Below are 25725 nucleotides of genomic sequence, written 5' to 3' on the forward strand. Positions count from 1 at the left end.
GCTGCTAGTAGATGACCTCGCCGCGCGCGCGGCGGGCACGGAGCTTCTCGAGCGCTTCGCCGAGGATCTCCTGGGCCTCCTGCTCGGAGCGGCGCTCCTTCACGTAGGCCAGGTGCGTCTTGTAGGGCTCGATCTTCGGCGGCGGAGGCGGGTTGTTCACATCGGTGCTGGTCGGAAGACCGCACCGTGGACAGTCCCACTCCTCCGGGATGGCCGCCTCGACCGCGAACCAGGTCGCGGTCTCGTGCCCGTTCGCACAGAAGAACACGATGCGCTGCCGGGGCGCGGTGTCGCCGCGCTCCGCCTCGCCCATCGGCCCGGCACCGACCCGGCTGCCACGAATCGCACTGCCACCACCAGCCACGGGAACCTACTCCCCTCAGCCGAGCTTGTAGAGCAGGCCGAGCGCGACGATGGCAGCGAACCAGACCAGACCGATGCCGATGGTGATCCGGTCCAGGTTCCGCTCGGCGACCGAGGAGCCGCCCAGGCTGGACGACACACCGCCACCGAAGAGGTCCGACAGACCGCCACCGCGGCCTTTGTGCAGCAGGACGAGCAACGTCAGCATGAGGCTGCAGACGATCACGACGATCGAGAAAGCGAGAATCACGAGGAGTAGCCTAACTGAAGGTCCAGGTAACGGCAGATGCCGGCGAACTCGTCCACCTGAAGGCTCGCACCTCCGACCAGGCAGCCGTCGACATCCGGTTGGGCCATGATGCCACCTGCACTGGCCATCTTCACCGATCCACCGTAAAGAATCCGTACCGAGTCGGCGACCGAGGGTGAAATCGTCTCCTCGATCCGGCCACGGATCGCGGCGATCACCTCCTGCGCGTCCTCCGGAGTGGCCACCTCGCCGGTGCCGATCGCCCAGACCGGCTCGTACGCGATGACGAGCTTGCGGACGTCGTCCTGCTTCAGCCCGGCCAGTCCGGCGTCGACCTGGCCCAGGCAGTGCTCGACGTGGCCGTCGGCCTTCCGGACCTCCAGGCCCTCGCCGACACACATGATCGGGGTCAGCCCGGCCTCGATCGCCTTCGCGGTCTTCGCGTTGACGACCTCGTCGGTCTCGTGGTGGTGCTGCCGGCGCTCCGAGTGGCCCGTCAACACGTAGGTGCAGCCGAGCTTGGTCAGCATCGACGCCGAGATCTCGCCGGTGTACGCCCCGGAGTCGTGCGTGGACACGTCCTGGGCGCCGTACTTGATCTTCATCCGGTCACCGTCGACCAGCGTCTGCACGCTGCGGATGTCGGTGAACGGCGGCAGCACCGCCACCTCGACCCGGTCGAAGTCGTGCTTCTTGTCCTGCAGCGTCCAGCTCAGCTTCTGCAGCAGGTGCACGGCCTCGACATGGTTCAGGTTCATCTTCCAGTTGCCCGCCATCAACGGCGTCCGGGCAGCTGTGGGGTCGGCCATCGGTGTCAGTCCTCTTCCAGTACGGCGAGACCCGGGAGCTCCTTGCCCTCCAGGTATTCGAGCGACGCCCCGCCACCGGTGGAGATGTGGCCGAACGCGTCGTCGGCGAAGCCTAGCTGCCGGACGGCGGCCGCGGAGTCCCCGCCGCCGACGACACTCAGGCCGTCCACCTCGGTCAACGCCTGTGCGACCGCCTTGGTTCCGCCGGCGAACGCAGCCATCTCGAAGACGCCCATCGGGCCGTTCCAGAACACCGTCTTCGCGGTCGCGACCTCGGCCGCGAACGCCTTGCCGGACTCCGGGCCGATGTCCAGGCCGAGCTGGTCGGCCGGGATCGCGTCGGCCGCGACCACCGTCGCCGGGGAGTCGGCCTTGAACTCGGGCGCGACCACGATGTCGGTCGGCAGCACGATCTTGTCGCCGGCCTCCTTCAGGTAGCCGCGGACCACGTCCAGCTGGTCCTCCTCGAGCAGGCTCTTGCCGACCTCGTGGCCCTGGGCCTTGAGGAACGTGAAGACCATGCCGCCGCCGATCAGCAGCTTGTCGGCCTTGGCGAGCAGGTTGTCGATGACCGCGAGCTTGTCCGACACCTTCGCGCCGCCGAGCACCACGACGTACGGCCGGGCCGGGTCCTCGGTGAGCTTCTTCAGTACGTCGACCTCGGCGAGCACCAGGCCGCCGGCCGCGTGCGGGAGCTTGCGGGCCACGTCGTACACGCTGGCCTGCTTGCGGTGCACGACACCGAAGCCGTCGCTGACGAACACGTCCGCGAGCGCCGCGAGCTCCTCGGCCAGCGCACCGCGCTCGGCCTCGTCCTTGCTCTCCTCGCGCGGGTCGTACCGCACGTTCTCCAGCAGCAGGACCTCGCCCTCGTCCAGGTCCTGCACGGCGGACTGGGCCGCGTCACCGGTGACGTCGGTGGCGAAACGCACCGTGATGCCCTCGGGCTGCAGCAGCTCGCCGAGTCGCTTGGCCACCGGGGCCAGGGTGAACTCCGGGTTCGGCGTGCCCTTCGGGCGGCCGAGGTGGGCGGTGACGATCACCTTCGCGCCGGCCTTCGCCAGCTTGATCAGGGTCGGCAGCGAGGCGCGGATCCGGCCGTCGTCGCCGATCACCTCGTTCTTGATCGGCACGTTCAGGTCGGACCGGACCAGTACCCGCTGGCCCGCCAGGTCGCCGAGATCTTCGATGGTCTTCACAGTTCAGCTTCCTCGGGTGAACGAGCCCTGCGTCCGGGACAGTTCGTCCGGACGCAGGGCGACGGGATGCGTCAGAGCGAGGCGCCGACGTGGTTGACCAGGTCGACGAGGCGGTTCGAGTAGCCCCACTCGTTGTCGTACCAGCCGACGACCTTGACCTGGCTGCCGAGCACCTTGGTCAGGCCGGCGTCGAAGATGCAGGAGGCCGGGTCGGTGACGATGTCGGTGGAGACGATCTCGTCCTCGGTGTACTTCAGGTAACCCTTGAGCGGGCCCTCGGCGGCGGCCTTGACGGCGGCGTTGACCTCCTCGACCGAGGTCTCCCGGCCGACGTTCACGGTCAGGTCGGTGGCCGAGCCGGTCGGCGTCGGGACGCGCAGCGCGTAGCCGTCCAGCTTGCCCTTGAGCTCCGGCAGCACCAGGCCGATCGCCTTCGCGGCACCGGTCGAGGTCGGCACGATGTTCAGGGCCGCGGCGCGGGCGCGACGCAGGTCCTTGTGCGGGCCGTCCTGCAGGTTCTGGTCCTGGGTGTACGCGTGGATCGTGGTCATCAGACCCTGCTCGATCGTGAACGCGTCGTGGATCGCCTTCGCCATCGGGGCCAGGCAGTTCGTGGTGCAGGACGCGTTCGAGATCACGGTGTGCTTCTCGGCGTCGTACAGCTCGTGGTTCACGCCCATCACGATCGTCAGGTCCTCGTTCTTCGCCGGGGCGGAGATGATGACCTTCTTGGCACCGTTGTCGGCGTGCGTCTTGGCCTTGGTGGCGTCGGTGAAGAAGCCGGTGGACTCGATCACCACGTCGGCGCCGACATCCGACCACTTCAGGTTCGCGGGGTCGCGCTCGGCGAACGCCTTGAACGAGTGACCGGCGACGGTGATCTCGTCGTCGGTGGCGGAGACCTCACCCGGGAAACGGCCCAGGATCGAGTCGTACTTCAGCAGGTGAGCGAGGGTCTGGTTGTCGGTCAGGTCGTTGACGGCGACGACCTCGATGTCGGCACCGGACGCCTGCACGGCGCGGAAGAAGTTACGGCCGATGCGGCCGAAGCCGTTGATACCTACGCGTACGGTCACGGGACTACGTCTCCTCTGAACTGGCTTTTCACTGCCGCTACATTCCGAACCCTAGCCCAACAGCCCACCTGGCCAACTGGTAGCGTCCACATCAGACCACCGCAACCGGTCGGTAGCCGTCGGAGCAGACCACCCCGACGTGACAAGGCCCCGGAAACAGACCCGGGCCACGTCGTGAATACCAGTTGACCAGCTGGTGCCGGATCGACCGCTCAACCGAGGCCGAGTGCGGGGTTCGCGGCCCGCCCGCGGGCCTGCTGCTGCCGGGCTCCGTCGGCGCCCTGCTCGGGCTTCGAAACCCCGCCCAACGGCGTCTGGCCACTGCTCAGCAGGTCATGCGCGAACGCCGCGTCCCCGGCCTTCCCGACCCGCAGCGCGCCGGCCACCTTGTCCAGCGCACCAGGTGCGGCCTGCACCTCGTTGTCCGGCCAACTGACCGCCGGCCGGCCGTCGGCGACCATCTTGTTCTGCTGCTGCTCCTGGAGCTTCCGCAGCTCTTCCGCGCGCTGCATCTCCTTGATCGCGTTCTCGGTCCGTACGCGTTCGAGTTCCGCCAGCGCAGCGGCTTCTTCTTCCTGGGTACCCATCGTCGTCCTCACGTGTTCATCGGATGGCAACCCCCGTTGCGCCGATCCAATCAACTTCGCAAGCGTCGTACGGGCCCGTGAAGATAACGATCCGGTCAGGCCGGGTCGAGCATCTCCGGGGTCAGGTTGGCCTCGGTGTTCGGGACGCCGAGGTCGGCGGCGCGCTTGTCCGCCATGGCCAGCAGCCGCCGGATCCGGCCCGCGACGGCGTCCTTCGTGAGGGCCGGCTCGTGCAGCTGGCCGAGCTCCTCGAGGCTTGCCTGCTTGTGCTCCAGCCGGAGCTTGCCGGCCACCTGCAGATGATCGGGTACGTCGTCGCCGAGGATCTCCAGCGCACGCTCCACCCGCGCACCCGCGGCCACCGCGGCCCGGGCCGAGCGGCGGAGGTTCGCGTCGTCGAAGTTGGCGAGCCGGTTCGCGGTGGCGCGGACCTCGCGGCGCATCCGGCGCTCCTCCCACGCGAGCACGGACTCGTGCGCGCCGAGCCGAGTCAGCAGCGCACCGATCGCGTCGCCGTCGCGGATCACCACCCGGTCGACGTTGCGGACCTCGCGCGCCTTCGAACCGATGCCGAGCCGGCGGGCCGCGCCGACCAGCGCGAGCGCCGCCTCCGGACCCGGGCAGGTCACCTCGAGCGAGGACGACCGGCCGGGCTCCGTCAGCGAACCGTGCGCCAGGAAGGCGCCGCGCCACGCGGCAACCGCGTCGCACGACGCACCGGACACGACCGCCGGCGGCAGGCCGCGGACCGGACGGCCGCGGTTGTCCACCAGGCCGGTCTGCCGCGCCAGCGCGTCACCGTCGCGGACCACGCGCACGACGTACTTCGTCTGCTTGCGGATGCCGGACGGGGAGATCACCACGACGTCCGACGGATGCCCGAAGATCTCGGCGATGTCCTTGCGCAACCGCCGGGCCGCGGCGCCGCTGTCCAGCTCCGCCTCCACGACGATCCGCCCGGACACCAGGTGCAGCCCGCCCGCGAACCGCAGGATCGACGAGACCTCAGCCTTGCGGCAACACGGTTTCGTGACCTGAATGCTGGTCAGCTCGGACTTCACCTGTGCTGTCATCGCCATAGAAAGCATCCTCCCACCCATGTCAAAGACCCTCGGAGGACCAACGGGCGCCGCGTGCCGCGGTTACGTTGCAACCTTCCGCGCGGCTGGTCCCGTTACCTCGTCGACAACCTGAGAGGAGGGGCATGAAGGCACCGGACGAAGCCGAGTTCACCGAGTTCGCGACGTCGGCGATCCGCCGCCTGCGCCGTACGGCGTACCTGATGTGCGGCGACTGGCACCGCGCCGAGGACGCCGCGCAGGACGCGCTGGTGAAGGTGTATCGGCGCTGGCACCGGATCGACCGTACGCAAGGCCTGAACGGGTACGCCCACAAGTGTCTGGTGACCGCAGTACTCGACCAGTCCCGCCGGCCGTGGCGCCGCGAACGCCTCGTGGATGCCGATGACCAGGCCACCCGCCTGCCCGATCCGGCCGGCACGGTCGACGACCGGCTGTTCGTCGTACAGGCCCTCGCCGCGCTCCCGCCGAGCCAACGAGCCTGCGTCGTCCTGCGGCACTACGCCGACCTCAGCCTCGAACAGACCGCCGACGTCCTCGGCATCAGCACCGGCGGCGTGAAGAGCCAAACCTCCCGAGCCCTCACCCGCCTCCGTGAACTCATCGACCAGACCGAAAGGAGCGCTTCGTGAGCACCGATATCGAACGTCTGCTGGCCGCGGCCGCCGACGACACCGACCGTCCGCTGAGTACCGACGTCGACGACCTGCTGGTCCGCGCCCGGCGCTCCGTCCGGAAGACCCGGATCGCGACGGTCTCCACCGCCGTCCTCACCACCGGCGCGATCATCGCCGGCGTCACCACCTGGTCCGCGAACCGCACCGATGGCAACGGCCCGGTCGGTACGCCGACGCCTGGCGTGACGCTGACGATCGACGTGAAGACCGGCCAGATCCTCGACGACGAGACGGGCAAGCCGGTGCTGGCACCCCCGCCGGTCAGCAACCTGAGTGACGCCGAACTGCGTGACCGGTGCAAGCCCGGCGACCAAGAGTTCCGGGACGCCGCGCAGGAGCACGGCGGGAACGATCCCGACAAGGCCGGAACGCTCGCCGCGGACTGGAAAGTCATGGTGAAGTCGGGCACCGGCGACTCCGCGCAGGCCACCTTCTTGTCGCCGGACGGGTCGATCGCCGCCACCTGCATGCTGTCGGGCGTCAGTCTGGTGCAGGCCTACGGACGCTTCCCGACCAAGGCCATCACCGGGCAGGTCCCCTCCGAGGCGAGCCTGAACGCCCCGCGGGTGCCCGCCGACGTCAGCCGGGTGGTGGTGAATCTCGAAGGCGGCGGTGAGGCCCGGCAGGCGCTCGTCGGTGCAGACGGCTTCTACAGCCTGGGCGATCTGCCTCTCCCCTCGCGCATCCAGCGCATCCGTGGGTACGACGCAGCGGGTCACAAGACCTACGACGTCACCATCCCGACCCCGGAAACAGCACGCGTGCAGCCCACGGTCCCGTCGAACGTCACGCTCAAGACCGCCGCGCCGGTGATCCCGGACGCCGTACTGACGAAGGACCCGCTGACCGGCAAGGCTCTCGTGCCGGCGCCACCGGCGAGCCCACTCACCGACGACCAGGTCAGGACGCGGTGCCGTGGCGTCGACGACATCTACATGCAGAACCCGTCGGGTGACCCGCGCATCACCGCCGCCGGACCGCTCACCAAGGACTGGAAGGTCGCGCTCAAGACCGGCACCGGCGACAAGCTGACCGCCGTACTGATCTCGCCGGACCGGAAGGTGTTCGCGTGGTGCCACATGCTCGGCGCGACTGCCAAGGGACCGTACGACTACACACGGGGTGCTGTGCAGGCGAACGGGAAGTTCGCGGACTCGTTCGACTTCGGGATGGTGCCCGACGGCGTTGCGCAACTCGTGGTGGATCTGCCGAAGCAGGGACCGACCCGGGCCCTGGTCTCCAACGGGTTCTACATCTGGGGCCTGACCGGTGGGAACTCTGACCTGCAGAACGTGCGGGTCCGGGGGTACGACGCACACGGGAAGCAGATCTACACCGCGACCAAGCAGATCGACGCCGATTTCGACTAGGACCTGTCTGGTGATCCAGCGTCGTAGCGAGGAGATGCCGTGCCGAGTGCCCCGCAGTAGGCGTTGGATTACCAGACAGGTCCTAGCTGAAGATCTCCCGGTAGACCTTCGCGAGTTTGTCGGGAGCGTGGTGGAGGTCGCGGTCGTCGTCGGCGATGTCGGCGATCACGAGCTCGGCTCCGAGGGACTGCGCGGTACGGCGCAGCGACTCGGGGTCGGGCACGTGACCGGCGTCCGCGAGGACGACGTCGATCCGGAGGTCGGGGGCGTGGCCGGCCAGCACCTCCAGGTGGGTCTCGGGTGAGAAGCCGGCGGTCTCGCCCTTCTGCTCGCCGAGGTTGAGCGTGAGCAGCCGGCGGGCGCTGGTCTGCTCGAGGCCGCGGCACAGCTCGGGGACCAGCAGGTTCGGGATCACCGAGGTGAACCACGAGCCGGGCCCGACGACGACCCAGTCGGCTTCCGCGATCGCGATCAGCGCCTCGGGGCAGGCCGGCGGGTCGGCAGGGTCGAGCGCGACGTCGACCACGTGGCCGTCGGTGGACGCCACCTCCGCCTGGCCGCGGATCTCGGCGATCGCCTCCGGGTGCTCCGGGTCCAGGCCGAGCACGCGCGCGGTGATGTCCAGCGGTACGGCGGACATCGGCAGCACCCGGCCCTGCGCACCGAGCAGCCGGGCGACCCAGTCGAGCCCGTCGACCGCCTCGCCGAGCAGCTCCCACAGTGCGACGATCAGCAGGTTGCCGACCGCGTGGTCGTGCAGCTCACCGTCGCTGCGGAAACGATGCTGCAGTACGTCGGCCCACGTGCGGCCCCACTCGTCGTCCCGGCACAACGCGGCCAGCGCCATCCGCAGGTCGCCGGGCGGCAGTACGCCGAGCTCGCGCCGCAGCCGCCCGGACGAGCCGCCGTTGTCCGCGACCGTGACGACCGCGGTCAGCTGGTCGGTGACATGCCGCAGCGCGGACAACGAGGCCGCCAGTCCGTGTCCGCCGCCCAGAGCGACGACCCGCGTCACTCGCGCCCCAGATCCCGGTGCACTACCAACGTCGGTGAGCCCTTCTCGCGCAGCCTGCGGGCGATCTCCTCGGCCATCGCGACGCTGCGGTGCTTACCCCCGGTGCAGCCGATCGCGACGGTGACGAAGCGCTTGCCCTCGTTCAGGTAGCCGGTCCGCAGGGTGTCCAGCACGTCCACGTAGTTCTGCAGGAACTGCTGGGCCAGCGGATGGCCGAGCACGAAGTCTGACACAGGCTTGTCCTGGCCCGTCATCGGGCGCAGGTCCGGCTGCCAGTACGGGTTCGGGATGAACCGCATGTCGGCGACCACGTCGGCGTCGACCGGGATGCCGTACTTGAACCCGAACGACACCACGGTGGCCCGGAGCTCGGCGTTCTCCTCGTCGCCGAACGCGTTCACGATCTTCGCGGCCAGCTGGTGGATGTTCAGCGCGGAGGTGTCGATCACCAGGTCGGCGCCGGCCCGGATGTCGCCGAGCAGCTCGCGCTCACGCTGGATCCCGTCCAGCAGCCGGCCCTCGCCCTGCAACGGGTGCGGCCGGCGGACGCTCTCCTGCCGGCGGACGATCACGTCGTCGGACGCCTCCAGGAACAGCGTCAGCGGCCGGTACCCCTTCAGCCGCAGGTCGTGGATCGCGGAGCTCAGCTCCTCGAAGAACAGCCCGGTCCGGACGTCCACGACGACCGCGAGCCGCGGCGCCGCGCCGGTCCCGACGACCTGCTCGACGAGCGTGGTCAGGAACATCGGCGGCAGGTTGTCCACCACGAACCAGCCGAGGTCCTCCAGTACGTCGGCGACCGAACTCCGGCCCGCGCCCGACATCCCGGACACGATGATCAGGTTGCCGCCCGTGTCGTCCATCAGTTCTCAGTTCTCCCCTGCATCCCCGTCGGGCGCCTCGGCAGGCGCCGGGACGTCGTCGCCCAGTATCTCGCCTGTCGCCGTGTTGACCGCCGGAGCACGGCCGGTTTCCGCCTTCGTTGCAGCAGCGTTAACCGCCAGTACGACGGACTCCGCGAGCCGCGGCCCGAAACCGGGCAGCTCGGCCACCTCGCCGACGGTGGCGCCGCGCAACTTCTTCAGCGAGCCGAAATGGCGCAGCAACGTCTTACGCCGCACCTCACCCAGTCCTGGCACCTCGTCCAAGGTGCTCTCGACCATCGACTTGGACCGCCGGTTGCGGTGGTGGGTGATGGCGAACCGGTGCGCCTCGTCACGGAGCCGCTGCAGCAGGTACAGGCCTTCGGAGGTCCGGGAGAAGATCACCGGGTCCTCCTCGTCCGGGACCCACACCTCCTCCAGGCGCTTGGCCAGGCCGACGACCGGGATGTCGCCGACCCCGAGCTCGTCCATCGCCTGCCGGGCTGCCGCTACCTGGGGTGGACCGCCGTCGACGACCACGAGTCCCGGCGCGTAGGCGAACTTTTTCGCACGACCGGTCTCCGGGTCGATCAGGGCCGCGTTCGGATCGTCGTCGTCGGTGATCGTCGCGCGTTCGTCGAGGAGGCGTTTGAAGCGGCGGGTCAGGACCTCGGCGATCGAGGCGACGTCGTTCTGCCCGTCGACGCCCTTGATCACGAACCGCCGGTACTCGCTCTTCCGCGGCAGGCCGTCCTCGAACACCACCATCGACGCGACCACCTCGGTGCCCTGCAGGTTCGAGATGTCGTAGCACTCCAGCCGCAGCGGCGCCTCCGGCAGGTCGAGCGCCGCCTGGATCTCCTCGAGCGCCTGGTTCCGGGTGGTGAGGTCGCTGGCGCGCTTGGTCTTGTGCATGGTCAGCGTCTGCAGCGCGTTCCGCTCGACGGTCTCCATCAGCGACTTCTTGTCGCCGCGCTGCGGGACCCGGATCGACACCCGCGCGCCCCGGATCCCCTCGAGCCACTCGGTCAACGCCGCGGCGTCCTCCGGCACGGTCGGAACCAGGATCTCCCGCGGGATCGCGTCCACCGAGTCGTCGGCGTACATCTGCTGGATGAAGCGGGAGACCAGGTCCCCGGTGGTCGCCGTACCGTCGGCCTTGTCGGCGATCCAGCCACGCTCACCGCGGATCCGGCCGCCGCGGACGTAGAAGATCTGCACCGCGACCTCGAGCGGGTCCTCGCTGAGCGCGATCACGTCGGTGTCGGTGCCGTCGCCGAGGACCACCGCGTTCTTCGCCAGTGCCTTCTCCAGAGCGGCCAGGTCGTCGCGGATCTTCGCGGCCCGCTCGTACTCCAGCTCGGCGGCCGCGGCCTGCATCTCCTTCTGCAGGCGGCGCACGTACGTCGCGGTCTGCCCGGACAGGAACGCCGCGAAGTCGTCGACGATCTTGCGGTGCTCCTCCTGGCTGACCTGTCCGGTGCAGGGAGCCGCACACTTGCCGATGTACCCGAGCAGGCAGGGCCGGCCGATCTGGCGGTGCCGGTTGAACACGCCCTTGCTGCACGAGCGCATCGGGAACACCCGGAGCAGCAGGTCGACGGTCTCGCGGATCGCCCACGCGTGGCTGTACGGGCCGAAGTACCGGACGCCCTTCTTCTTCTGGCCGCGGCCGACCATCACCCGCGGGTAGTCCTCGTTGAGGGTGATCGCGAGCCACGGGTACGACTTGTCGTCGCGGTACTTCACGTTGAAGCGCGGGTCGTACTCCTTGATCCAGGAGTACTCCAGCTGCAGCGACTCGACCTCGCTGCCGACCACGGTCCACTCGACCTTCGAGGCGGTCGTCACCATCGCCTGGGTCCGGGGATGCAGGTTCACCAGGTCCTGGAAGTACGACGACAACCGGGCGCGCAGGTTCTTCGCCTTGCCGACGTAGATCACCCGGCCGGCGGAGTCGCTGAAGCGGTAGACGCCGGGCGAATCGGGAATCGAACCCGGAGCGGGACGGTACGAGGACGGATCAGCCACCCAACCACCCTAGTTCGGCCCGCCGACAAACCCGGAATCGGCACAAAGCTTCAATGGGCGCTTAAATGACACACTTGAAGGTATGAGATTCGGAGATGTTGATCGGACGATCCGCGCGTACGACGGCGTCCGGGTGCTCGAGGCCCAGGACGACCTCTTCTACCTGTACGACCCGGCCGGCGACCTGCCACCGGAGCGGCAGCAACCCTTCGCCACCATTGTCACCGGCGACCACTACGAGAAGGTGTCGAACCTCGACCAGCCGGGCGCCTGGCGGCTCAACCTCGGCCTCACCAAGGCGACGTACGGCGAGCTCTTCGGCCCGGTGCCCACCGACCGCGACGCCGACTGGGTGCTCGACTCCGGCCACGACTACACGGCCCGCGACACCCTGATGCCGCATCCGTTCTACGCCTCGCAGTACTGGGTGGCGATCGTGAACCCGACCGGTCTGGACCGGCTGCTGCCGTTGATCGAGGAGGCGTACGGGTTCGCGGCCCGGAAGTACGCCAACCACGAGGCCCGGCAAACGAGCTGAAGATTGCGGTCCTGTTTCGGGTTGGCTCATAAGTCGAGATTTATCCCCGGCTGGGATGGGCGAGCTGTCTTACTTGTGGACAAGGGTAGATGTGCAGGTCCTTTGCGTGAGGCAACAAGGCCTTGCGCTGACTCGAGGGAGTTCCGCCCATGTCCCCTTCCCTTAGCAGACCACGCGCATTGTTCGGTATCGTCGCAGCGTCGGCGCTGGCCGTCACCGGAATCGTCTCTGCTGCCACCGGCAGCAACGCGGCGCAGCCCGCACCGGTGAGTATCCGCGGCGCCGGCAACCCGAACGCGATCCCCGGCAGCTACATCGTCGTGCTGAACGACGCGACCACCCGGGCCCAGACGCGGGTCGCCACCCAGAGCCTGGCGGCGAGCTACGACGTCAAGGTCAAGGACCAGTACGACGCGTCCATCAAGGGCTTCTCGGCGACCATGTCCGAGGACCAGGCGAAGAAGGTCGCCGGCGACTCCCGGGTCGCGTACGTCCAGCAGAACCAGAAGATCACGGTTGCCCAGGACAACCCGCCGTGGGGCCTGGACCGTGCCGACCAGCGGGACCTGCCGCTGGACAAGAAGTACGAGCCGTCGACGGACGCCAAGAACGTCAACGTCTACATCATCGACACCGGCATCTACGCCAAGCACCAGGACTTCGGCGACCGCGCGTCGGTCGGCACCGACACGGTCGGCGACGGCCAGAACGGCGTCGACTGCATGGGCCACGGCAGCCACGTGGCCGGCACCATCGGCGGTACGACGTACGGGCTGGCGAAGGCCGCGAAGCTGATCGCGGTCCGGGTACTGGACTGCAAGGGTTCGGGCTCGACCGAGTCCGTGGTGGCCGGGATCGACTGGGTGACCAAGAACGCGAAGAAGCCCGCGGTCGCGAACATGAGCCTCGGCGGCGGCGCGGACGACGCGCTGGACGCCGCGGTGAAGGCGTCGGTCGGCGCCGGCATCACCTATGCCGTTGCTGCCGGCAACGACAACGCGGACGCCTGCCAGAGCTCGCCGGCCAAGGAGCCGTCGGCGATCACGGTCGGCGCCACCGACGACCAGGACCAGCGCGCGGAGTTCTCGAACTACGGCAAGTGCGTCGACCTGTTCGCCCCGGGGGTGGACATCACCTCGGTCGGCATCACCGGCCCGGACGCGACCGCGAAGATGAGCGGTACGTCGATGGCGACACCGCATGTCGCGGGCGGAATCGCGCTCTACCTGGCCGACCACCCGGACGCCACCCCGGCCGACGTCGCGAAGGCGCTGGTCACCGGCTCGACCGCCGACAAGGTGGGCGACCCGGGCACCGGCTCACCGAACAAGTTGCTGTACGTCGGGGCGTCTGACCAGTCCTGACCCTGCGCCGAAGGCCCGGTCCCCCGGTGACCGGGCCTTCGCCATGTCCGGGGCTGCGTGTCAGGCGGACTCGACGATGTTGCCGCCCTCGACCTTCACGTTGACGGCCGGCAGCGGCGACGGCGCCGGTCCGCTGACCACGCTGCCGTCCTTGATGCTGAAGTGGCTGTTGTGGAACGGGCAGATGATCTGGCCGCCCTCCACCGAGCCGATCGGGTTTCCCTGGTGCGTGCAGACCGCCGAGAACCCCTTGTAGGTGCCCGCGGTCGGCTGCGTCACCACGACCTTCGCGTCGGCGAACACCTTCCCGCCGCCGACCGGTACGTCGGACACCGGGCCGAGCACCGTACCGCTGCCACCCGCGCTCGACGAGGCGCTCGCGCTCGGAGCGGAGCCGGTCGCGGACGGCGACGTACCCGTGCCGGCGCCCCCGGTGCTCCCGTTCCCGGACGTGTCGCTGCCACCGCAGGCCGCGAGGATCGGCGCGCCGGCACCCGCCAGGGCGACCATCGCCGCGCAGCGCAGCACCGTCCTGCGGTCCCGCAGCCCGCCGTCCGCCGATGGGGTGGTCGATGCCGTCGTGTCATCGCTCATGAATCTGGACCTCCAGGAGCCTGCTGATCGAAGTTGTTGAACGCTGTCCGTCTACTCAAACGACCGGATCAGCCGAATGGTTCACCCGATCCGGGTTGAACCGCTGTTTGAAGGTTTCCTGTGAGTCAGCTGGGAGCGCCGGTCCTCGTGCCGGTCACTGTGCCGACGACCCGGGCGGCCAGCTCGAGCACGGCGTCCCGGGTTTCGGACCGGAGCTGGTCCGACCGCAGCGGCCAGCCGGTGACGATGTGCTCGTCGTACGGCAGCACGACCGGCTGCAGACCCCGCTGCCGGAACGCCTCGACGAGCCAGTCCACCGAATCCGGCGGCACGTTCTCGACGACGGTGATCACGATGACGCCGCGGTGCAGCAGGACGTCCTGGCCCTCCGGCGGCAGTTGGTCGAGCTGCGCGAGGCAGTACTGCGCGAACTGCTGGGCGGACGGTACGACGAGCACCGCGCAGTGCGCGGAGACCGCCATCTCCGATCCGATCGGGTCGTACATGCTGCCCGGGCAGTCGACGACCGCCAGGCCGACGTCGCGCGCGCCCTGGCCTTGGACCTCGGCCAGCGTCGAACGGATCGCCTCGGCGGTGCTCTCGCTGCGGACCAGTGAGACGCCCTCGACCGGCCCGGCTCCGAACGACACCTCCAGCCGCCGGGACAGTTCGGCCCCGGCCGGGTCCGCGTCCACCACGACGACCCGGTCAGAGCGCTGGGTGCTGAGCATCGTGGAGAGCAGCGCGCTGACGGTCGACGTACCGGCGTTCGTGATCGGGCTGAGCACGCCGACCCGGCGCATGATCGCGATCGGGCGGCGGACGGTCGCCAGGTGGTTCACGTCGCGGCGCATCCGGCCGGAACCGCCGACGACGTACGCCGCCTCGGACGCGATCCGGCGGAACCGGCGGAACACCGAGTCCCCGTCGGACCCCTGCGGCCGGCCGAGCTGGTCGGACTGCGGGGTCGGTGGCGTCGACCACGTCCCGCCGGTGGGTTCCGGCGGCACCTGGTCGTAGTAGTCCTGGTACGGCACCTGGCCCGGGTTGTGCTGCCCCTGCGGCGGATACTCCTCGTACGGCGGCTGCTGGTACTGCGGCTGGTACTGCGGCTCCTGCTGGTACCCCTGCGGCGGGTACTGCTGCTGGTACTGCTCCTGGTACTGCTGCGGCGGGTACTGCGGAGGAGGAGGTGGCTGCTGGTACTGCGATGGTGGTGGTGGCTGCTGGTACTGCGGAGGAGGTGGCGGTGGCTGCTGGTACTGCTGTGGATAGGGCTGTTGGTAAGGCTGTTGGTACGGCTGCTGCGGATAGGGCTGCTCGTACTGCTGCTGCTGATATGGCTGAGGATACGGGTGCTGGTACTGCTCCGGCGGGGTCGGCTGCTGGGCCGCAGGGGGCTGTGGCGCAGGTGCCTGCTGGGCAGGTGTTTCCTGGGCAGCCTCGGGCTGGTCGGGGTGGTCGGCCGGTGACTGCTCCGCCATCCGGCGCAGCATGTCCCCCTGCCAGTTCGATTCAGTCATTCCATCCGAACGTCAGAACGCGTGCAGCAGCTTGGAGTAGACGCCGAAGACTCCCAGCGCCAGCGGGACCATCGTGATGATGGCCGCCACCTCAAGATAGTCGAGCAACTGCGTGAGCCGCGCGCGGACGTACTCCGCCGGTGTGAAACTGAGACCGAACGCGCAGACCATCGCGACGACGACCAGCAGCCCGAGCGCGATGAACGCGCCGCCCTGACCGTTCACCGCGGCGATCAGTACACACCCCGAGACGATCGTGAACGCCGCTGCGAACAGCACCGCGACCTCGCTCACCAGCGGGTACAGCCGGGACCGCGACGCGAGCAGGAACGCCAGCACCAGCGCCAAAGCGACCGCCCACGGCCCGCCCGCCTTCAGCAGCATGATCCCGGCGACGGCCGACGACAACGCGATCGGCACGGTCGCCAGCGCCAGCCCGAGGTGCGCCGCGTTCAGCGCGCTCTGGACGTCGCCGCGCATGATCTCGCCGCCCGACGCCCGCTTGTCGTCCAGGCTGGCCAGCCCCGACAACGACAGCGCCATCCGCGGCAGCAACCCGAGCAGCAGTACGGCGAGCAGCCCGGCCAGCGCGCCGGTCCGGTCCATCGCGAGCCCGGTCCCGGCGCCGATCATCCAGACCGCGACGAACAGCACCGAGGTCGCACCCGCGACCACTCCGCCGCCGGCCACCCCGGCCGCGGCGTAGAACATCGGCCCGAACGCCAGGCACAACGCGCCGACCGTGATGACCAGCCCGAGCTCCCAGCCCGCCTGCAGTGCCCAGAAGCCGACTGCCAGCGCCAGCAGCACCGTCGCGACGCTGACCAGCGGCACCGCGACCAGCTTGTTGTCGCTGCGCCCGAGCGCGATCCCGACGAACGCGCAGATCGCCGCGACCACCAGCAGGATCGCGGAGGTCAGGCCGTGCGGCGCCGCGACCAGCAGTGAGATGCCGCCGGCGATGATCGAGAACACCAGCCCGGCACCGGCCAGGATCTGCCGGTGCTTCGGCTTGAACGTGGCACCCCGGCGCTTGAGGTCCTCGACGGCTTCCTCGGTCACGTCGTACACGGTCGGCGGCGGGGGCAGCTCGCCCTCCGACGCCAGCCGGAGCACGGTGCCGTCGATGATCTGCGCCGACGACAGGGTCCCCTCCGGCGGCACCAGCACCCCGGTCGCGGTGGTGAGGAACCGGCGTTGCGGGGTCTGCTGCATCGGCTCCTCGAGCATCCGCAGCAGGTCCGGGAGCAGTACGCCGAGCGGCTGGTCGGCGGGCAGCACGGCGTCCAGCCGCCGGCGTTCACCGATCACCGTCACGCGGCTGTAGGTGCTCATCGCTGATCTCTCCTGTCCTGGTGGTTCGTCACGCCTTGGCCGCCTGCGCTCCCGACGGGATCAGGCTGCGCATCAGTGCCGAGTAGGTGTCCCAGTCGCGCGGGCTCCGCCCGTCGCCGATCGGATACCAGACCGCCGGGGTGTGCGCCGGGCCGATCGCCATCGCCCGGTTCCCGGCCTCGAGACCGAGCATCTTGTCCAGCCCGTGCTCCTGCACGGCCTCGTTCCCGGCGGCCAGCCCGATCGGGCACGGCATCGCGAGGAACCGCGGCCGACAGGTCCCGTCTGCCTCGCCGTTCGCCCCGAGCACCATCGCCGAGACCAGTTCCAGGTCGTCGGCGATCGCGTCGATCCACTCGCCGATCTGGTTCACGTTCGGGAACTCCAGGCCGGGCTGCGCGACCGAGAGGGTCAGCGTCTCGTCGACGCCGGACTTCACCCGGCGCACCTCCAGCGTTCCGACGGCGGGCCGGAACTCCGCCCCCGGCTGACCCGACACGATCAGCCAGGTCGGGCTCGGCGCCCGATCCCGGCAGTACTCGGTGAGCGCCTCCGCGCTCCACGGCTGCGTCACCGGCTCGGAGGTGGACCAGCCGGCCGGGCCACTGCCCGTCGCCGCGGTGAACAGCTTCTCGGCCACGCCGCCCAGCAGCAGGCTGTCGACCGGCTTGTGCCGCACCCGCACGGTGAACTGCAGGTGGCCGACCAGCTCGTCCTGGACGCCGTAGTCCGGGTGCATGTCCGAGGTCGACTGGCCTGCGACAGCCGGCTCCTTGGCGAGGAACTGCTCGCCGTTCCACTTCAGCCGGATGCCGTTCAGACCGTCGAAGTACTCGCCGTCGCTGCCGATCACGACCCAGCGCGAGAACACGCCGGTGAAGAGTGCGGACCGCACCGGCCAGGTCAGGCGCGAGTGCTTCGGGGTCACCAGCTGGACGTCCCGGTCCTCCATCCGCGCCGAGGTCAGCGCGTCGCTGAGCCAGGCGGACATGCCGATCACCGGGCGGTCCTGCATGACGACGGCGACCTTGTCGGTGATCAGGTCGACACCCGGGCTGAAGGTCAGTTCGTTCGGCATCTCAGTTCGTTCCCTCGGTCGCACTCGCCGGCAACTCGTCCGCGGTCCGGACGCCTTCCGACGTCCACACCTTGCCGCCGAGCCGTTTGATCAACGTCCTCGCGTACTGTTCGGCGATCTCCCGCGCACCGTCCTGCGAGGTGGCGCGGATCTCCACCCACCAGGCGGGGGTGTCCACGACGCCGACCGACGTACCGAGCATCCGCTCGACCTCGCCCGGCACCTGGATCAGCAGCGGCAGCTCGATCGACACCAGCGGCAGGTTGTCGTCGCCGCACAGCTGGACGACGGCCCCGCCGCTGACCGCGCGTACCCCCAGGTCCTCCCCCGCGGCGGCCAGGCCGGCCAGCACGTCCTCGCTCGACGGCCGCCCGTCCACAAGGGCCACCAGATCGTAGGTCATATCGCTCCTTCGCTGCTCCGGCTCACGGACTGCGCCGCGTCGGCCAGCGCCGTCTGGACCAGCTCCGGTCCATCGCCTCGTCGTACGAACAAACCGCGGCCGGGCGGGTAGTCGCCCGGGTACGCGCCGGTGAAGAGCTGTCCCTCGCTGCGGTCGCCGGACAGCACCAGCCCGGCCGCGCCGGACTCCATCACCGCGGACAGGAACGGCTCGTACAGCTGCCGCGACGCACCGGACGCGCGCCGGGTGACGATGAAGTGCAGCCTGATGTCCCGGCCGGCCGCGACGTACGGCAGGAACGGGTCCATCGGCGACTGGCCGCCCGAGGTCAGCAGGTCGTAGTCGTCGGCCAGTACGACGATCCGCGGGCCGCCCTGGCCCGCCTCCGGGATCGCGCCGGTGTCGTCCGGCATCCGCTTGGCCAGCTCCTGCGACACCCCGGCCGCGAGCCCGGCGGCGACCCGTCCGGTCGGGGCGTACCCGCCGAGGTACGGCTCCGGGACGAACTCGCGCAGCCCGCGCCTCGGGTCGAGGACCGCGAACACCAACTGGTCCGAGGTGTGCCGCTCGACGAGCTGCTGGACGATCAGCCGGACGATGTTGGTCTTGCCAGAGGCGCTGTCGCCGAACACGACCAGGTTGGTGTCCCGGCCCTCGAGGTCCAGGTACACCGGCGCCATCGCGCGCTCGTCCAGACCGATCGGTACGACGGCCGGCCGGCGGACGTCGTCCCCGACCTGATCGCGCGGCAGCTGCAGCGGAAGGATCCGGACCTCCGGCGCCCGCGGCCCCTGCCAGGTGGACCGGACCGTCACCGCCTGCGCCTCGAGGATCTCGGACAGGTTCTCGTCGTCGGCGACGCCGTCGACCCGCGGCAGCGCGAACTGCGCGAACAGCTTGCTGCCCGGTACCAGCATCCGGCCCGGGCCGGCCTTCCGCAGGACCTCCTGCAGCCGCCGGTCGATGTTCGAGTCGGTCGGGTCGTTCAGCCGCAGCTCGAGCATCGTGCCGAACATCGCCTGGTTCTGCATCCGGACGTCGTTCCAGCGCATCATCGACGCGACCACGTGCACGCCGTAGCTGCTGCCGCGCTGCAGGATGTCGGTGATCGGCTCGTCGAGCTCGTCGAACGTGGTCCGGATCGCGCCGAAGTTGTCGATCACCAGCACCACGTCGGCGACCGGCAGCTCCGGCAGCATGCCCGCCGCGTGGTCCCGGCGCAGGCCTTCCATCGTGTCGAGCGCGTGCTTGCGGAACACCTGCTCGCGCTCGTCGATCATGCCGCGGATCTCCTCGACCGTCCGGCGGATCCGCTCCCGGTCGGTGCGCAGCGCGACGCCGCCGACGTGCGGCAACTCGGACAGCGCCTGCATCCCGCCGCCGGCCAGGTCGAGCGCGTAGATCGCGACCTCCCGCGGCGTGTGCGTGTGCGCCAGCGAGGTGACCAGCGTGCGGAGCGCGGTCGTCTTGCCGGACTGCGGGCCGCCGACGATCGCGGCGTGCCCGCCGGCCCGGGTCAGGTCCAGCCGGTACACCGACTGCTGCTGGTTGGCCGGGTCGTCCACCACCGCGACCGGCGGCTGCATCTGCGGCGCCCGGACCGACAGTTGCAGCCCCCGGCCGTCGACGAAGTCGGTGCGACCGGCGAGCCCGTCGAGCGTGCAGGCCTTCGGCAGCGGCGGCAGCCAGATCTTGAGCACCTGCTGCGCCGCCTTGCGGACCTGGTCGACGAACACGTTCAGCTCGGTCGGCCCCGTCGTACGCTCGGTGGCCTCCAGCGGCTTGGACACGTCGACTTCCGCCTCGGACAGCTGGTACGGCGGGATCTCGAGCGGCCGGACGTCCACCTGCGCGTCCTCGACGACCTCGTCGTTCGGCGGCACGTAGGCACCGGACACGTAGGCCGCGCGGAACCGCTGGTACACGCTCGTGTCGACCTTCAGGAACCCGAAGCCCGGCAGCGGCGGCAGGTGGAACGCGTCCGTGCTGTCCAGCACCGTGCGGCTCTCCTCCTCGGAGAACGTCCGCAGGCCCAGACGGTACGACAGGTACGTCTCGAGGCCGCGCAGCTTGCCGGACTCCACGCGCTGGCTGGACAACAGCAGGTGTACGCCGATCGACCGGCCGATCCGGCCGATCGACAGGAACAGGTCGATGAAGTCGGGCCGCTCGTTCAGCAGCTCGCCGAACTCGTCGATGATCACGAACAGGTGCGGCAGCGGCTCCATGTCCGGCCGCTGCTGCCGGTACAGCCGGTAGTCGGTGATGTTCGCGATGTTGCCGGCGTCCTTCAGCACCTGCTGGCGGCGCAGCACCTCGCCTTCGAGGCTCTTGTACGCGCGCTCGATCAGGCTGGCGTCGTCCCGCAGGTTCGTGATGATGCCGGCCACGTGCGGCACCCGCTCGAACGGCGCGAACGACGCACCGCCCTTGAAGTCGACCAGGACGAACGACAGGTCCTCCGGACTGTGGGTGGCCATCAGCGCCATCACCATCGTCCGCAGTACTTCGGACTTCCCCGAACCGGTCGCGCCGACACACAGTCCGTGCGGACCCATACCGAGCTGGGCGGACTCCTTCAGGTCCACCTGCACGATGCCGCCGCTGTCGTCGACACCGAGCGGCACCCGCAGGAACGCCCGCTCGGACCGCGGCTGCCAGAGCTGCCCGAAGTCGAGCCGAGCCACGTCCTGGATCCCGATCAGGCCCATGAAGTCGACGTCGTCGTGCTGGCCGTCCTGGTCCAGCGACTCCGCGGACAGCCGCAGCGGCGCCAGCTCGCGGGCGATCCCCTCCGCGACGGCGGCGTCCAGCTGGTCCACCTGGCCGCTGGCGACCATCGGGTACTGCCCGCGCAGGTCCTCGATCCGGACCTCGTCGCCGAACACCGTGATCCGCATCGTCACCGCACTCGGCTCCTGGACCCGGTCGGCGACCAGGTGCAGCACCGTCACCCCGAGCTCACCCGGGACGAGCGTGTCGTCGGCGTCCGGACGGACCTCGGCCGAGACACCGCCGTACGTGTCGTGCAGCACGAGCAGCCGGCGGGTCAGCTTGCGGCGGTCCTCGAAGTTCACCGAACCGCGCCGCGACTCGGTCGCCCACTGGACGCGCTCGGCCAGGTCGTCGGACAGCAACTGCGACAGCTTCCGCGGGTCCTCCGCGATCCGTCGGAACGGCGCGGCGCCCTGGCGGCGCTCGGGGTCCTGGACGTGCGGCAGCCAGTTCATCCACTGCCAGTCCGGCAGCGCCTGGCCCGGGAACGCCGCCGCGATCGACACGTCCTCGGGCGCGTGGAACACGGCCGTCTGGACGAGCAGCGAGCGGGCCACCCGGACGACGCCCTCACGGTCGCCGACGATGCTGACGTTGCCGACGTGGTCCAGCGGGACGGTCAGCGGCATGTTCGGCATCTCGGTGAAACGCCGTACCAGCGCGTTCGCCTCGGCCATCATGAACTGGTCCGGCGGCTCCATCGCGGAACCGCCCTGACCGACCATCGCCGGCACCACCGGGACCCGGCCGCTGCCGCACCGCGGCTGCAGGAAGTCGCTGTCCGTGCGGCGCCGCTCCCACAGCCGGGACACGTCGGCGACGCAGTCCAGCAGGGCGTCCGGGGGCGGATTCAGTTCCAGAGCCTCCGCGCGCGCCGTACGCTCCTGGGTGGAGAAGTCGTCGCGCATCCGCTCGAGGTAGTCCAGGTAGCGGGTGCGCTGGTTCTTCCGGTCCTTGCCGCCCTTCCCGCGAGAGGTGATCATGCCGCCGATCGACCCGAGCAGGGTCAACGCGAGCAGGCCGACGCCCACCATCACCATCGGACCGGACCGGCCCATCGTCATCATCGCGACCGAGCCCACGCTGCCGACCATCGGCAGCAGCATCTGCATCGCGCTGCCGCCACCTCCGCCGCCACCGCCGCCGAGACTCGGGGCCGGTTCGATCACGCGCTGCTGCTGTCCCGCGGGGACAGGTGTACGCCGCGCCGGGCGGTGCACCATCCGGCTTGCCACTAAGGTATTCCTCCGCTGGACCAGCCCGCGGTTGCGCGGGGGACTTCGTACTTCTTACAGACGGATGTGCGAGACACTGTAGTGGTGGGTGAGGTCAGTACATGACAGACACGAGCGATTCAACCGTGGTCGAAATGATTGCGGAACTGGCACCGATCTGGTTACCGGGTTGCGTTGTGGACGTCGCGCAGCGCACCGTCGAGGTCGGCTGGGGTCGTGGCGCGCTGCAGATGTCTGCCGTGGTCGGCGTCGGGGAGATCGTCGATCGTTGCCTCCAGCTACCAACGGCCCGGTGGGCGGAGCAGATCGAGGCCTGGTTGCACGCCGTGGTCGCCGAGGGCGAGCTCGCCACCGAGGAGCACCGGTTCGGCGACGTCGCGGAACGGCAGCGTGCGGTGCTCGTCCAGCGCGGCTGGTCGGCGCGGACGGCCGGCCCGGTCGCGGACGCGCTGATCCCGTTCGGCGACCACTTCGAGGTCGTGGTGTTCGTCGGTACCGGCGACCAGTTCCGGCGGCTCACCGTCGTACGGCGATCCATGCTCGGGCTCGGGGATCCCGACGTACCGTCGCCCGTCCAGCTCAGCCTGGCCGCGATCTCGGACCTGCGGCCGGAGCAGCAGAACGGCATCTCGGTCCTCCGCCGCGACGGCGACCCGCTGGTGTCGATGGCGGTCGTCGACCGGGACAACCTGTTGCCGGAGGCATCGTTGGGCGCGGGCGTGCTGATCGGCGTACCGCGGCTGAGCGAGGTCCTCTACTGCGCCGCCGACGCCGGGCAGGAGCGCGCCGACACCCTCGCCGGAATGGTTGCCGAGAGCTACCGTTCCGCGACCGACCAGTGCTCGCCGGACCTGTACTGGCTGCAGGGCGATCAGATGGTGCAGGTGCCGGTGACGTTGGGGACTCCCCCGACCGCCTTGGTGCCGGCGGCGCTCAAGCCGCAGCCGCGGCGGACCTGGCTGCGGCACCTGTTCAGTCGGCAGTCGGGCGATCTCGGCGGCTGACCTACCGCGCCGGTGACGGGCTGACCGGTCCGTTCGTGGTCTGGGCCGGCGTCGGCTGCTGCTTGTCCTTCTCCTTGGCCTGCGCCGACTTGAAGTACGAGACCCCCGCACATCCGGCACACGCCAGCGCACCGATCATCACGCTGGCCAGCACCTTCCCGGTCTGCTCGTTCAACGTGTTCTTGGCCCGCTCGGCCCCGAAGAGCCACGCCTCCCGCAGCCGGCGCCGGCGTACGGCGACCGACTCGATGACCTGCGTTCCGTATGCGCCCGACACTCAGGCCTCCTGGTCCACGGCCACCCACGGCCGCCACTCGTCCGCGTCCGGCGTGTCCACCGTCGTACCCTCGGGAAAATCGTGAACTCCCTGCCCCGGCCGGTACGCCGCGACCAGCAGGTCCAAGTCGTGACAGAGCAGCATCGGCACGTCAGGACGCGCCGCCACCAGCCGGTCGAACACCAGGCGGGCCTCCGCGGCCTGCTCCGGCCCCCGCGTACCGAGCCAGATGTCGATCTCGACCGGGTAGCTGTCGAACGCCTGGGCGTCCTCGGGCTCCGCGTCCGGGTCGACGTGACCGTTCGGCTGGACCAGGTACCCGACGGTGCCGGCGACCGCGGTCGCCGGCCCGCGCAGACCGTACTGGTCCGGCAAGGCACCCTCGGTGTTCGGGATCGGCTCCAGCCCGAGCAGCTGCTGCAGCCCGTCTGCCTCGTCCCGCACCGCGGACGCGGACCGCACGAAGATGTTCTCCCGCTCGGCCATCAGCTCTCCTTCACGTAAGTCACCATCCGGCCGTCGCCGAGAATGATGTGCACCGCGCTCGCCACCGTCTTCTGCTGCTGCAACACCGCCCGCTTCCAGGCTCGCGCCGCGTTCTCCTCGGTCAGACCGACGGCCCGCCCGTCGATCACCACCTCACCGTCCGCCGGAACCTGCTCACTGGCAGCGTTGATGTTCCGCTTCACGGCGTTGTTGGAGTCGCTCTCCAACGTCTTGTACTCGGCGATCAGGCCTTCGTCGGTACCGTCCTTGCGCAGCATGCATTCGGGATTCTTCAGATTGTCGACGGTGTGGTCGGGGCGGCGAGCATCCACCCGCCACCCTTCCTCCGCCAGCCGATCCCCGATCGCTCGCTCCTTGGGGCTGAACACGTTCCCGGCATCCTGCACACCGGGCGCGAACTCGTCCCCCAGCGCCTTGTGATGGAAGGCAGGATCGAACCCGGCCTTGTCACTGATCCCATACGCGGGATCCCCACCCCGCCAGCCCTGCTCCCCCCCGGGTTGCTGCGCTGCCTGCGCGGGGTTCGTCTCGTGCGGTGCGTCGGCCGGGCCTTGGTCTTGCCCGCCAGAGGCGGCCTGTCCACCCGGCCTGCCACCATGAGCGGGCTGACCACCAAACGGCTGCTCACCACGCGCGTGAACCCCGTGCGGAGACTCTCCACCGCCCGGCTGACCTCCGTACGGCGCCTGCCCATCACGCGGCGAACCACCATAGGACGGCTCCCCACCGTGCGGCTGCCCGCCGTACGGAGACTCATAGGACGGCTCGCCGCCGTGCGGCTGACCGCCGTACGGCGGCTGCCCCGGCTGATGCCCGACCGGACCGAACCCTTGCTCAGGCTGATGCCCCGTCGGCCCGAACCCAGGCTGCTCACCCTGATGCCCAACCGGACCGAACCCGCCCTGCGGTTCGTACCCCGGCCGGCTCGGGTACTCCTGCACCCGAGGCTCGTACCTAGCCTGCTGCGGCTGCCGCGGATCGTATCCAGGCTGCTGCTGGCGCGGGTCATACGCCGACTGCGGCTGACGCGGGTCATACCCAGGCTGCTGGTGCGGCGCGTGCCCGCCAGGACCATACCCAGGCTCGGGCTGATGCCCGGTCGGCCCAAACCCAGGCTGCTCAGGCTGATGCCCTCGCGGCCCGAAACCACCCTGCGGCTCATACCCCGGCTGCTGCGGCTGCCGCGGGTCGTGCACCGGCTGCTGATGCGGCGCGTAGCCCGGCTGCTCCGGGTACTGCTGCGTCCGCGGGTCGTATCCGGCCTGCCGCGGATCGTACGCAGGCGCCTGCTGCCGCGGGTCATACCCAGGCTGCTGTCGGGGATCGTATTCAGGTTGCCGCGGCTGCCTCGGGTCGTACGTCGGCTGCTGCGGCTGCCGTGGGTCGTACGCCGGCTGCCGGTGCGGGTCGTACCCGCCCGACGGGAACTCCCCTGGCTGCTGGCCGCCCCGCGGCCCGAAGTCAGTCTCCGGGTTGTATCCCGGGTGCTGCGGCCCGAACGACCCCGGCGGCGCGTACCGCGGATCCACCGGCCCCGGCCGGTACTCCGGCTGCCCCTGCTGCCAAGCCCCGGACGGCTGCTGCGGCTCGCCCGAGTTATACGGCTGCCCCTCGCCCCGGTTGTACGACGGCTGACCTGGGTTGTACGCCGGCTGGCCCGGGTTGTGCTGCTGCCCCGGGTTGTACGCCGGCTGGCCCGGGTTGTGCTGCTGCCCCGGGTTGTACGCCGGCTGGCCCGGGTTGTGCTGCTGCCCCGGGTTGTACGCCGGCTGC

General features: G+C 69.8%; 23 protein-coding genes and 1 pseudogene. 5 read left to right on the forward strand and 19 right to left on the reverse strand.

Features of this window, described 5'->3' with window-relative positions; genetic code table 11:
* Nucleotides 1–4: 4 nt before the first annotated feature.
* The 7 genes from AB0M51_RS24320 to whiA all read right to left on the reverse strand — a co-directional run bounded on the left by AB0M51_RS24320 (nt 5) and on the right by whiA (nt 5363).
* Entirely contained in the window at nt 5–364 is a 360-nt protein-coding gene (locus tag AB0M51_RS24320; RefSeq protein ID WP_209695430.1) for an RNA polymerase-binding protein RbpA, read from the reverse strand.
* 15 nt (nt 365–379) lie between these two features.
* Nucleotides 380–613 carry a preprotein translocase subunit SecG gene (secG, locus tag AB0M51_RS24325; RefSeq protein WP_209695429.1) on the reverse strand — a complete coding sequence of 78 codons (234 nt, stop codon included), beginning with the start codon at nt 611–613 and terminating at the stop codon, nt 380–382.
* Nucleotides 610–1422, reverse strand: a complete 813-nt coding sequence (gene tpiA, locus AB0M51_RS24330) for a triose-phosphate isomerase (protein WP_344195076.1) — start codon at nt 1420–1422, stop codon at nt 610–612. Before tpiA ends, secG begins: the two co-directional genes overlap by 4 nt.
* Nucleotides 1423–1427: 5 nt before the next feature.
* A complete protein-coding gene (locus AB0M51_RS24335; protein WP_344195074.1) occupies nt 1428–2621 on the reverse strand; it encodes a phosphoglycerate kinase in 1194 nt (397 codons plus the stop codon).
* A gap of 71 nt (nt 2622–2692) precedes the next feature.
* Entirely contained in the window at nt 2693–3697 is a 1005-nt protein-coding gene (gene gap, locus AB0M51_RS24340; protein ID WP_344195072.1) for a type I glyceraldehyde-3-phosphate dehydrogenase, read from the reverse strand.
* A 212-nt stretch (nt 3698–3909) separates the two neighbouring features.
* Nucleotides 3910–4296, reverse strand: a complete 387-nt coding sequence (locus tag AB0M51_RS24345; RefSeq protein ID WP_344195070.1) for a hypothetical protein — start codon at nt 4294–4296, stop codon at nt 3910–3912.
* 83 nt (nt 4297–4379) lie between these two features.
* Nucleotides 4380–5363 (reverse strand): DNA-binding protein WhiA, encoded by a 984-nt coding sequence (whiA, locus tag AB0M51_RS24350; protein WP_137256843.1) that lies wholly within the window; start codon nt 5361–5363, stop codon nt 4380–4382.
* Between the two features lie 125 nt (nt 5364–5488).
* On the opposite strand from whiA, the gene AB0M51_RS24355 reads away from it, so the two are divergent.
* Complete coding sequence (locus tag AB0M51_RS24355; protein WP_344195066.1) at nt 5489–5995, forward strand: SigE family RNA polymerase sigma factor; 507 nt, start codon at nt 5489–5491, stop codon at nt 5993–5995.
* On the forward strand, nt 5992–7410 hold the full coding sequence (locus tag AB0M51_RS24360; protein WP_344195064.1) for a hypothetical protein: 1419 nt from the start codon (nt 5992–5994) through the stop codon (nt 7408–7410). The genes AB0M51_RS24355 and AB0M51_RS24360 overlap by 4 nt, the downstream gene beginning before the upstream one ends.
* A gap of 82 nt (nt 7411–7492) precedes the next feature.
* Here the strand turns inward: AB0M51_RS24360 and yvcK are convergent, their stop codons facing one another.
* Genes yvcK through uvrC form a run of 3 tightly spaced genes read right to left on the reverse strand, consistent with a single transcriptional unit; the run spans nt 7493 to nt 11319 of the window.
* Nucleotides 7493–8425, reverse strand: coding sequence for a uridine diphosphate-N-acetylglucosamine-binding protein YvcK (yvcK, locus tag AB0M51_RS24365; protein ID WP_344195062.1), 933 nt, complete (start codon nt 8423–8425; stop codon nt 7493–7495).
* Nucleotides 8422–9288 carry an RNase adapter RapZ gene (gene rapZ / locus AB0M51_RS24370; RefSeq protein ID WP_344195060.1) on the reverse strand — a complete coding sequence of 289 codons (867 nt, stop codon included), beginning with the start codon at nt 9286–9288 and terminating at the stop codon, nt 8422–8424. The genes yvcK and rapZ overlap by 4 nt, the downstream gene beginning before the upstream one ends.
* 6 nt (nt 9289–9294) lie before the next feature.
* Entirely contained in the window at nt 9295–11319 is a 2025-nt protein-coding gene (gene uvrC, locus AB0M51_RS24375) for an excinuclease ABC subunit UvrC (protein ID WP_344195058.1), read from the reverse strand.
* An 82-nt stretch (nt 11320–11401) separates the two neighbouring features.
* Here uvrC and AB0M51_RS24380 point away from each other — a divergent pair, with 82 nt between their 5' ends.
* On the forward strand, nt 11402–11857 hold the full coding sequence (locus tag AB0M51_RS24380; protein ID WP_344195056.1) for a DUF6194 family protein: 456 nt from the start codon (nt 11402–11404) through the stop codon (nt 11855–11857).
* A 149-nt stretch (nt 11858–12006) separates the two neighbouring features.
* The gene (locus tag AB0M51_RS24385; RefSeq protein ID WP_344195054.1) at nt 12007–13221 is read left to right on the forward strand and encodes a S8 family peptidase; all 1215 of its coding nucleotides are present in this window, start codon (nt 12007–12009) and stop codon (nt 13219–13221) included.
* A gap of 60 nt (nt 13222–13281) precedes the next feature.
* Here the strand turns inward: AB0M51_RS24385 and AB0M51_RS24390 are convergent, their stop codons facing one another.
* The 6 genes from AB0M51_RS24390 to eccCa all read right to left on the reverse strand — a co-directional run bounded on the left by AB0M51_RS24390 (nt 13282) and on the right by eccCa (nt 22098).
* Complete coding sequence (locus AB0M51_RS24390; protein ID WP_344195052.1) at nt 13282–13815, reverse strand: Rieske (2Fe-2S) protein; 534 nt, start codon at nt 13813–13815, stop codon at nt 13282–13284.
* Between the two features lie 125 nt (nt 13816–13940).
* Complete coding sequence (locus tag AB0M51_RS24395) at nt 13941–15338, reverse strand: hypothetical protein (RefSeq protein ID WP_344195050.1); 1398 nt, start codon at nt 15336–15338, stop codon at nt 13941–13943.
* 12 nt (nt 15339–15350) lie between these two features.
* Nucleotides 15351–16673, reverse strand: coding sequence for a type VII secretion integral membrane protein EccD (gene eccD, locus AB0M51_RS24400; protein WP_344195048.1), 1323 nt, complete (start codon nt 16671–16673; stop codon nt 15351–15353).
* A gap of 28 nt (nt 16674–16701) precedes the next feature.
* On the reverse strand, nt 16702–17751 hold the full coding sequence (locus tag AB0M51_RS24405; protein ID WP_344195046.1) for a DUF6177 family protein: 1050 nt from the start codon (nt 17749–17751) through the stop codon (nt 16702–16704).
* 1 nt (nt 17752) lies between these two features.
* Nucleotides 17753–18154, reverse strand: a complete 402-nt coding sequence (locus AB0M51_RS24410) for a hypothetical protein (RefSeq protein WP_344195044.1) — start codon at nt 18152–18154, stop codon at nt 17753–17755.
* Nucleotides 18151–22098, reverse strand: coding sequence for a type VII secretion protein EccCa (eccCa, locus tag AB0M51_RS24415; protein ID WP_344195042.1), 3948 nt, complete (start codon nt 22096–22098; stop codon nt 18151–18153). The genes AB0M51_RS24410 and eccCa overlap by 4 nt, the downstream gene beginning before the upstream one ends.
* Before the next feature lie 242 nt (nt 22099–22340).
* On the opposite strand from eccCa, the gene AB0M51_RS24420 reads away from it, so the two are divergent.
* Entirely contained in the window at nt 22341–23168 is an 828-nt protein-coding gene (locus AB0M51_RS24420; RefSeq protein WP_363750490.1) for a hypothetical protein, read from the forward strand.
* A gap of 1 nt (nt 23169) precedes the next feature.
* Here the strand turns inward: AB0M51_RS24420 and AB0M51_RS24425 are convergent, their stop codons facing one another.
* The 3 genes and pseudogenes from AB0M51_RS24425 to AB0M51_RS24435 all read right to left on the reverse strand — a co-directional run.
* Complete coding sequence (locus tag AB0M51_RS24425; protein WP_344195038.1) at nt 23170–23445, reverse strand: hypothetical protein; 276 nt, start codon at nt 23443–23445, stop codon at nt 23170–23172.
* On the reverse strand, nt 23446–23931 hold the full coding sequence (locus AB0M51_RS24430; protein ID WP_344195036.1) for a hypothetical protein: 486 nt from the start codon (nt 23929–23931) through the stop codon (nt 23446–23448).
* Nucleotides 23931–25725 (reverse strand): annotated as a pseudogene (locus tag AB0M51_RS24435) (hypothetical protein); the annotation flags it as partial. The pseudogene AB0M51_RS24435 and the gene AB0M51_RS24430, both read right to left, overlap by 1 nt.

Source organism: Kribbella sp. NPDC051137 (assembly GCF_040682535.1).
Taxonomy (GTDB): domain Bacteria; phylum Actinomycetota; class Actinomycetes; order Propionibacteriales; family Kribbellaceae; genus Kribbella; species Kribbella karoonensis.

Excerpts from the sequence above, each read along its gene's own strand:
- tpiA (WP_344195076.1), bottom strand. The coding sequence starts at position 1,422 with ATGGCCGACCCCACAGCTGCCCGGACGCCGTTGATGGCGGGCAACTGG.
- whiA (WP_137256843.1), bottom strand. The coding sequence starts at position 5,363 with ATGGCGATGACAGCACAGGTGAAGTCCGAGCTGACCAGCATTCAGGTC.
- AB0M51_RS24355 (WP_344195066.1), top strand. The coding sequence starts at position 5,489 with ATGAAGGCACCGGACGAAGCCGAGTTCACCGAGTTCGCGACGTCGGCG.
- rapZ (WP_344195060.1), bottom strand. The coding sequence starts at position 9,288 with ATGGACGACACGGGCGGCAACCTGATCATCGTGTCCGGGATGTCGGGC.
- AB0M51_RS24380 (WP_344195056.1), top strand. The coding sequence starts at position 11,402 with ATGAGATTCGGAGATGTTGATCGGACGATCCGCGCGTACGACGGCGTC.
- AB0M51_RS24385 (WP_344195054.1), top strand. The coding sequence starts at position 12,007 with ATGTCCCCTTCCCTTAGCAGACCACGCGCATTGTTCGGTATCGTCGCA.
- AB0M51_RS24390 (WP_344195052.1), bottom strand. The coding sequence starts at position 13,815 with ATGAGCGATGACACGACGGCATCGACCACCCCATCGGCGGACGGCGGG.
- AB0M51_RS24395 (WP_344195050.1), bottom strand. The coding sequence starts at position 15,338 with ATGACTGAATCGAACTGGCAGGGGGACATGCTGCGCCGGATGGCGGAG.
- eccD (WP_344195048.1), bottom strand. The coding sequence starts at position 16,673 with ATGAGCACCTACAGCCGCGTGACGGTGATCGGTGAACGCCGGCGGCTG.
- AB0M51_RS24405 (WP_344195046.1), bottom strand. The coding sequence starts at position 17,751 with ATGCCGAACGAACTGACCTTCAGCCCGGGTGTCGACCTGATCACCGAC.
- AB0M51_RS24410 (WP_344195044.1), bottom strand. The coding sequence starts at position 18,154 with ATGACCTACGATCTGGTGGCCCTTGTGGACGGGCGGCCGTCGAGCGAG.
- AB0M51_RS24430 (WP_344195036.1), bottom strand. The coding sequence starts at position 23,931 with ATGGCCGAGCGGGAGAACATCTTCGTGCGGTCCGCGTCCGCGGTGCGG.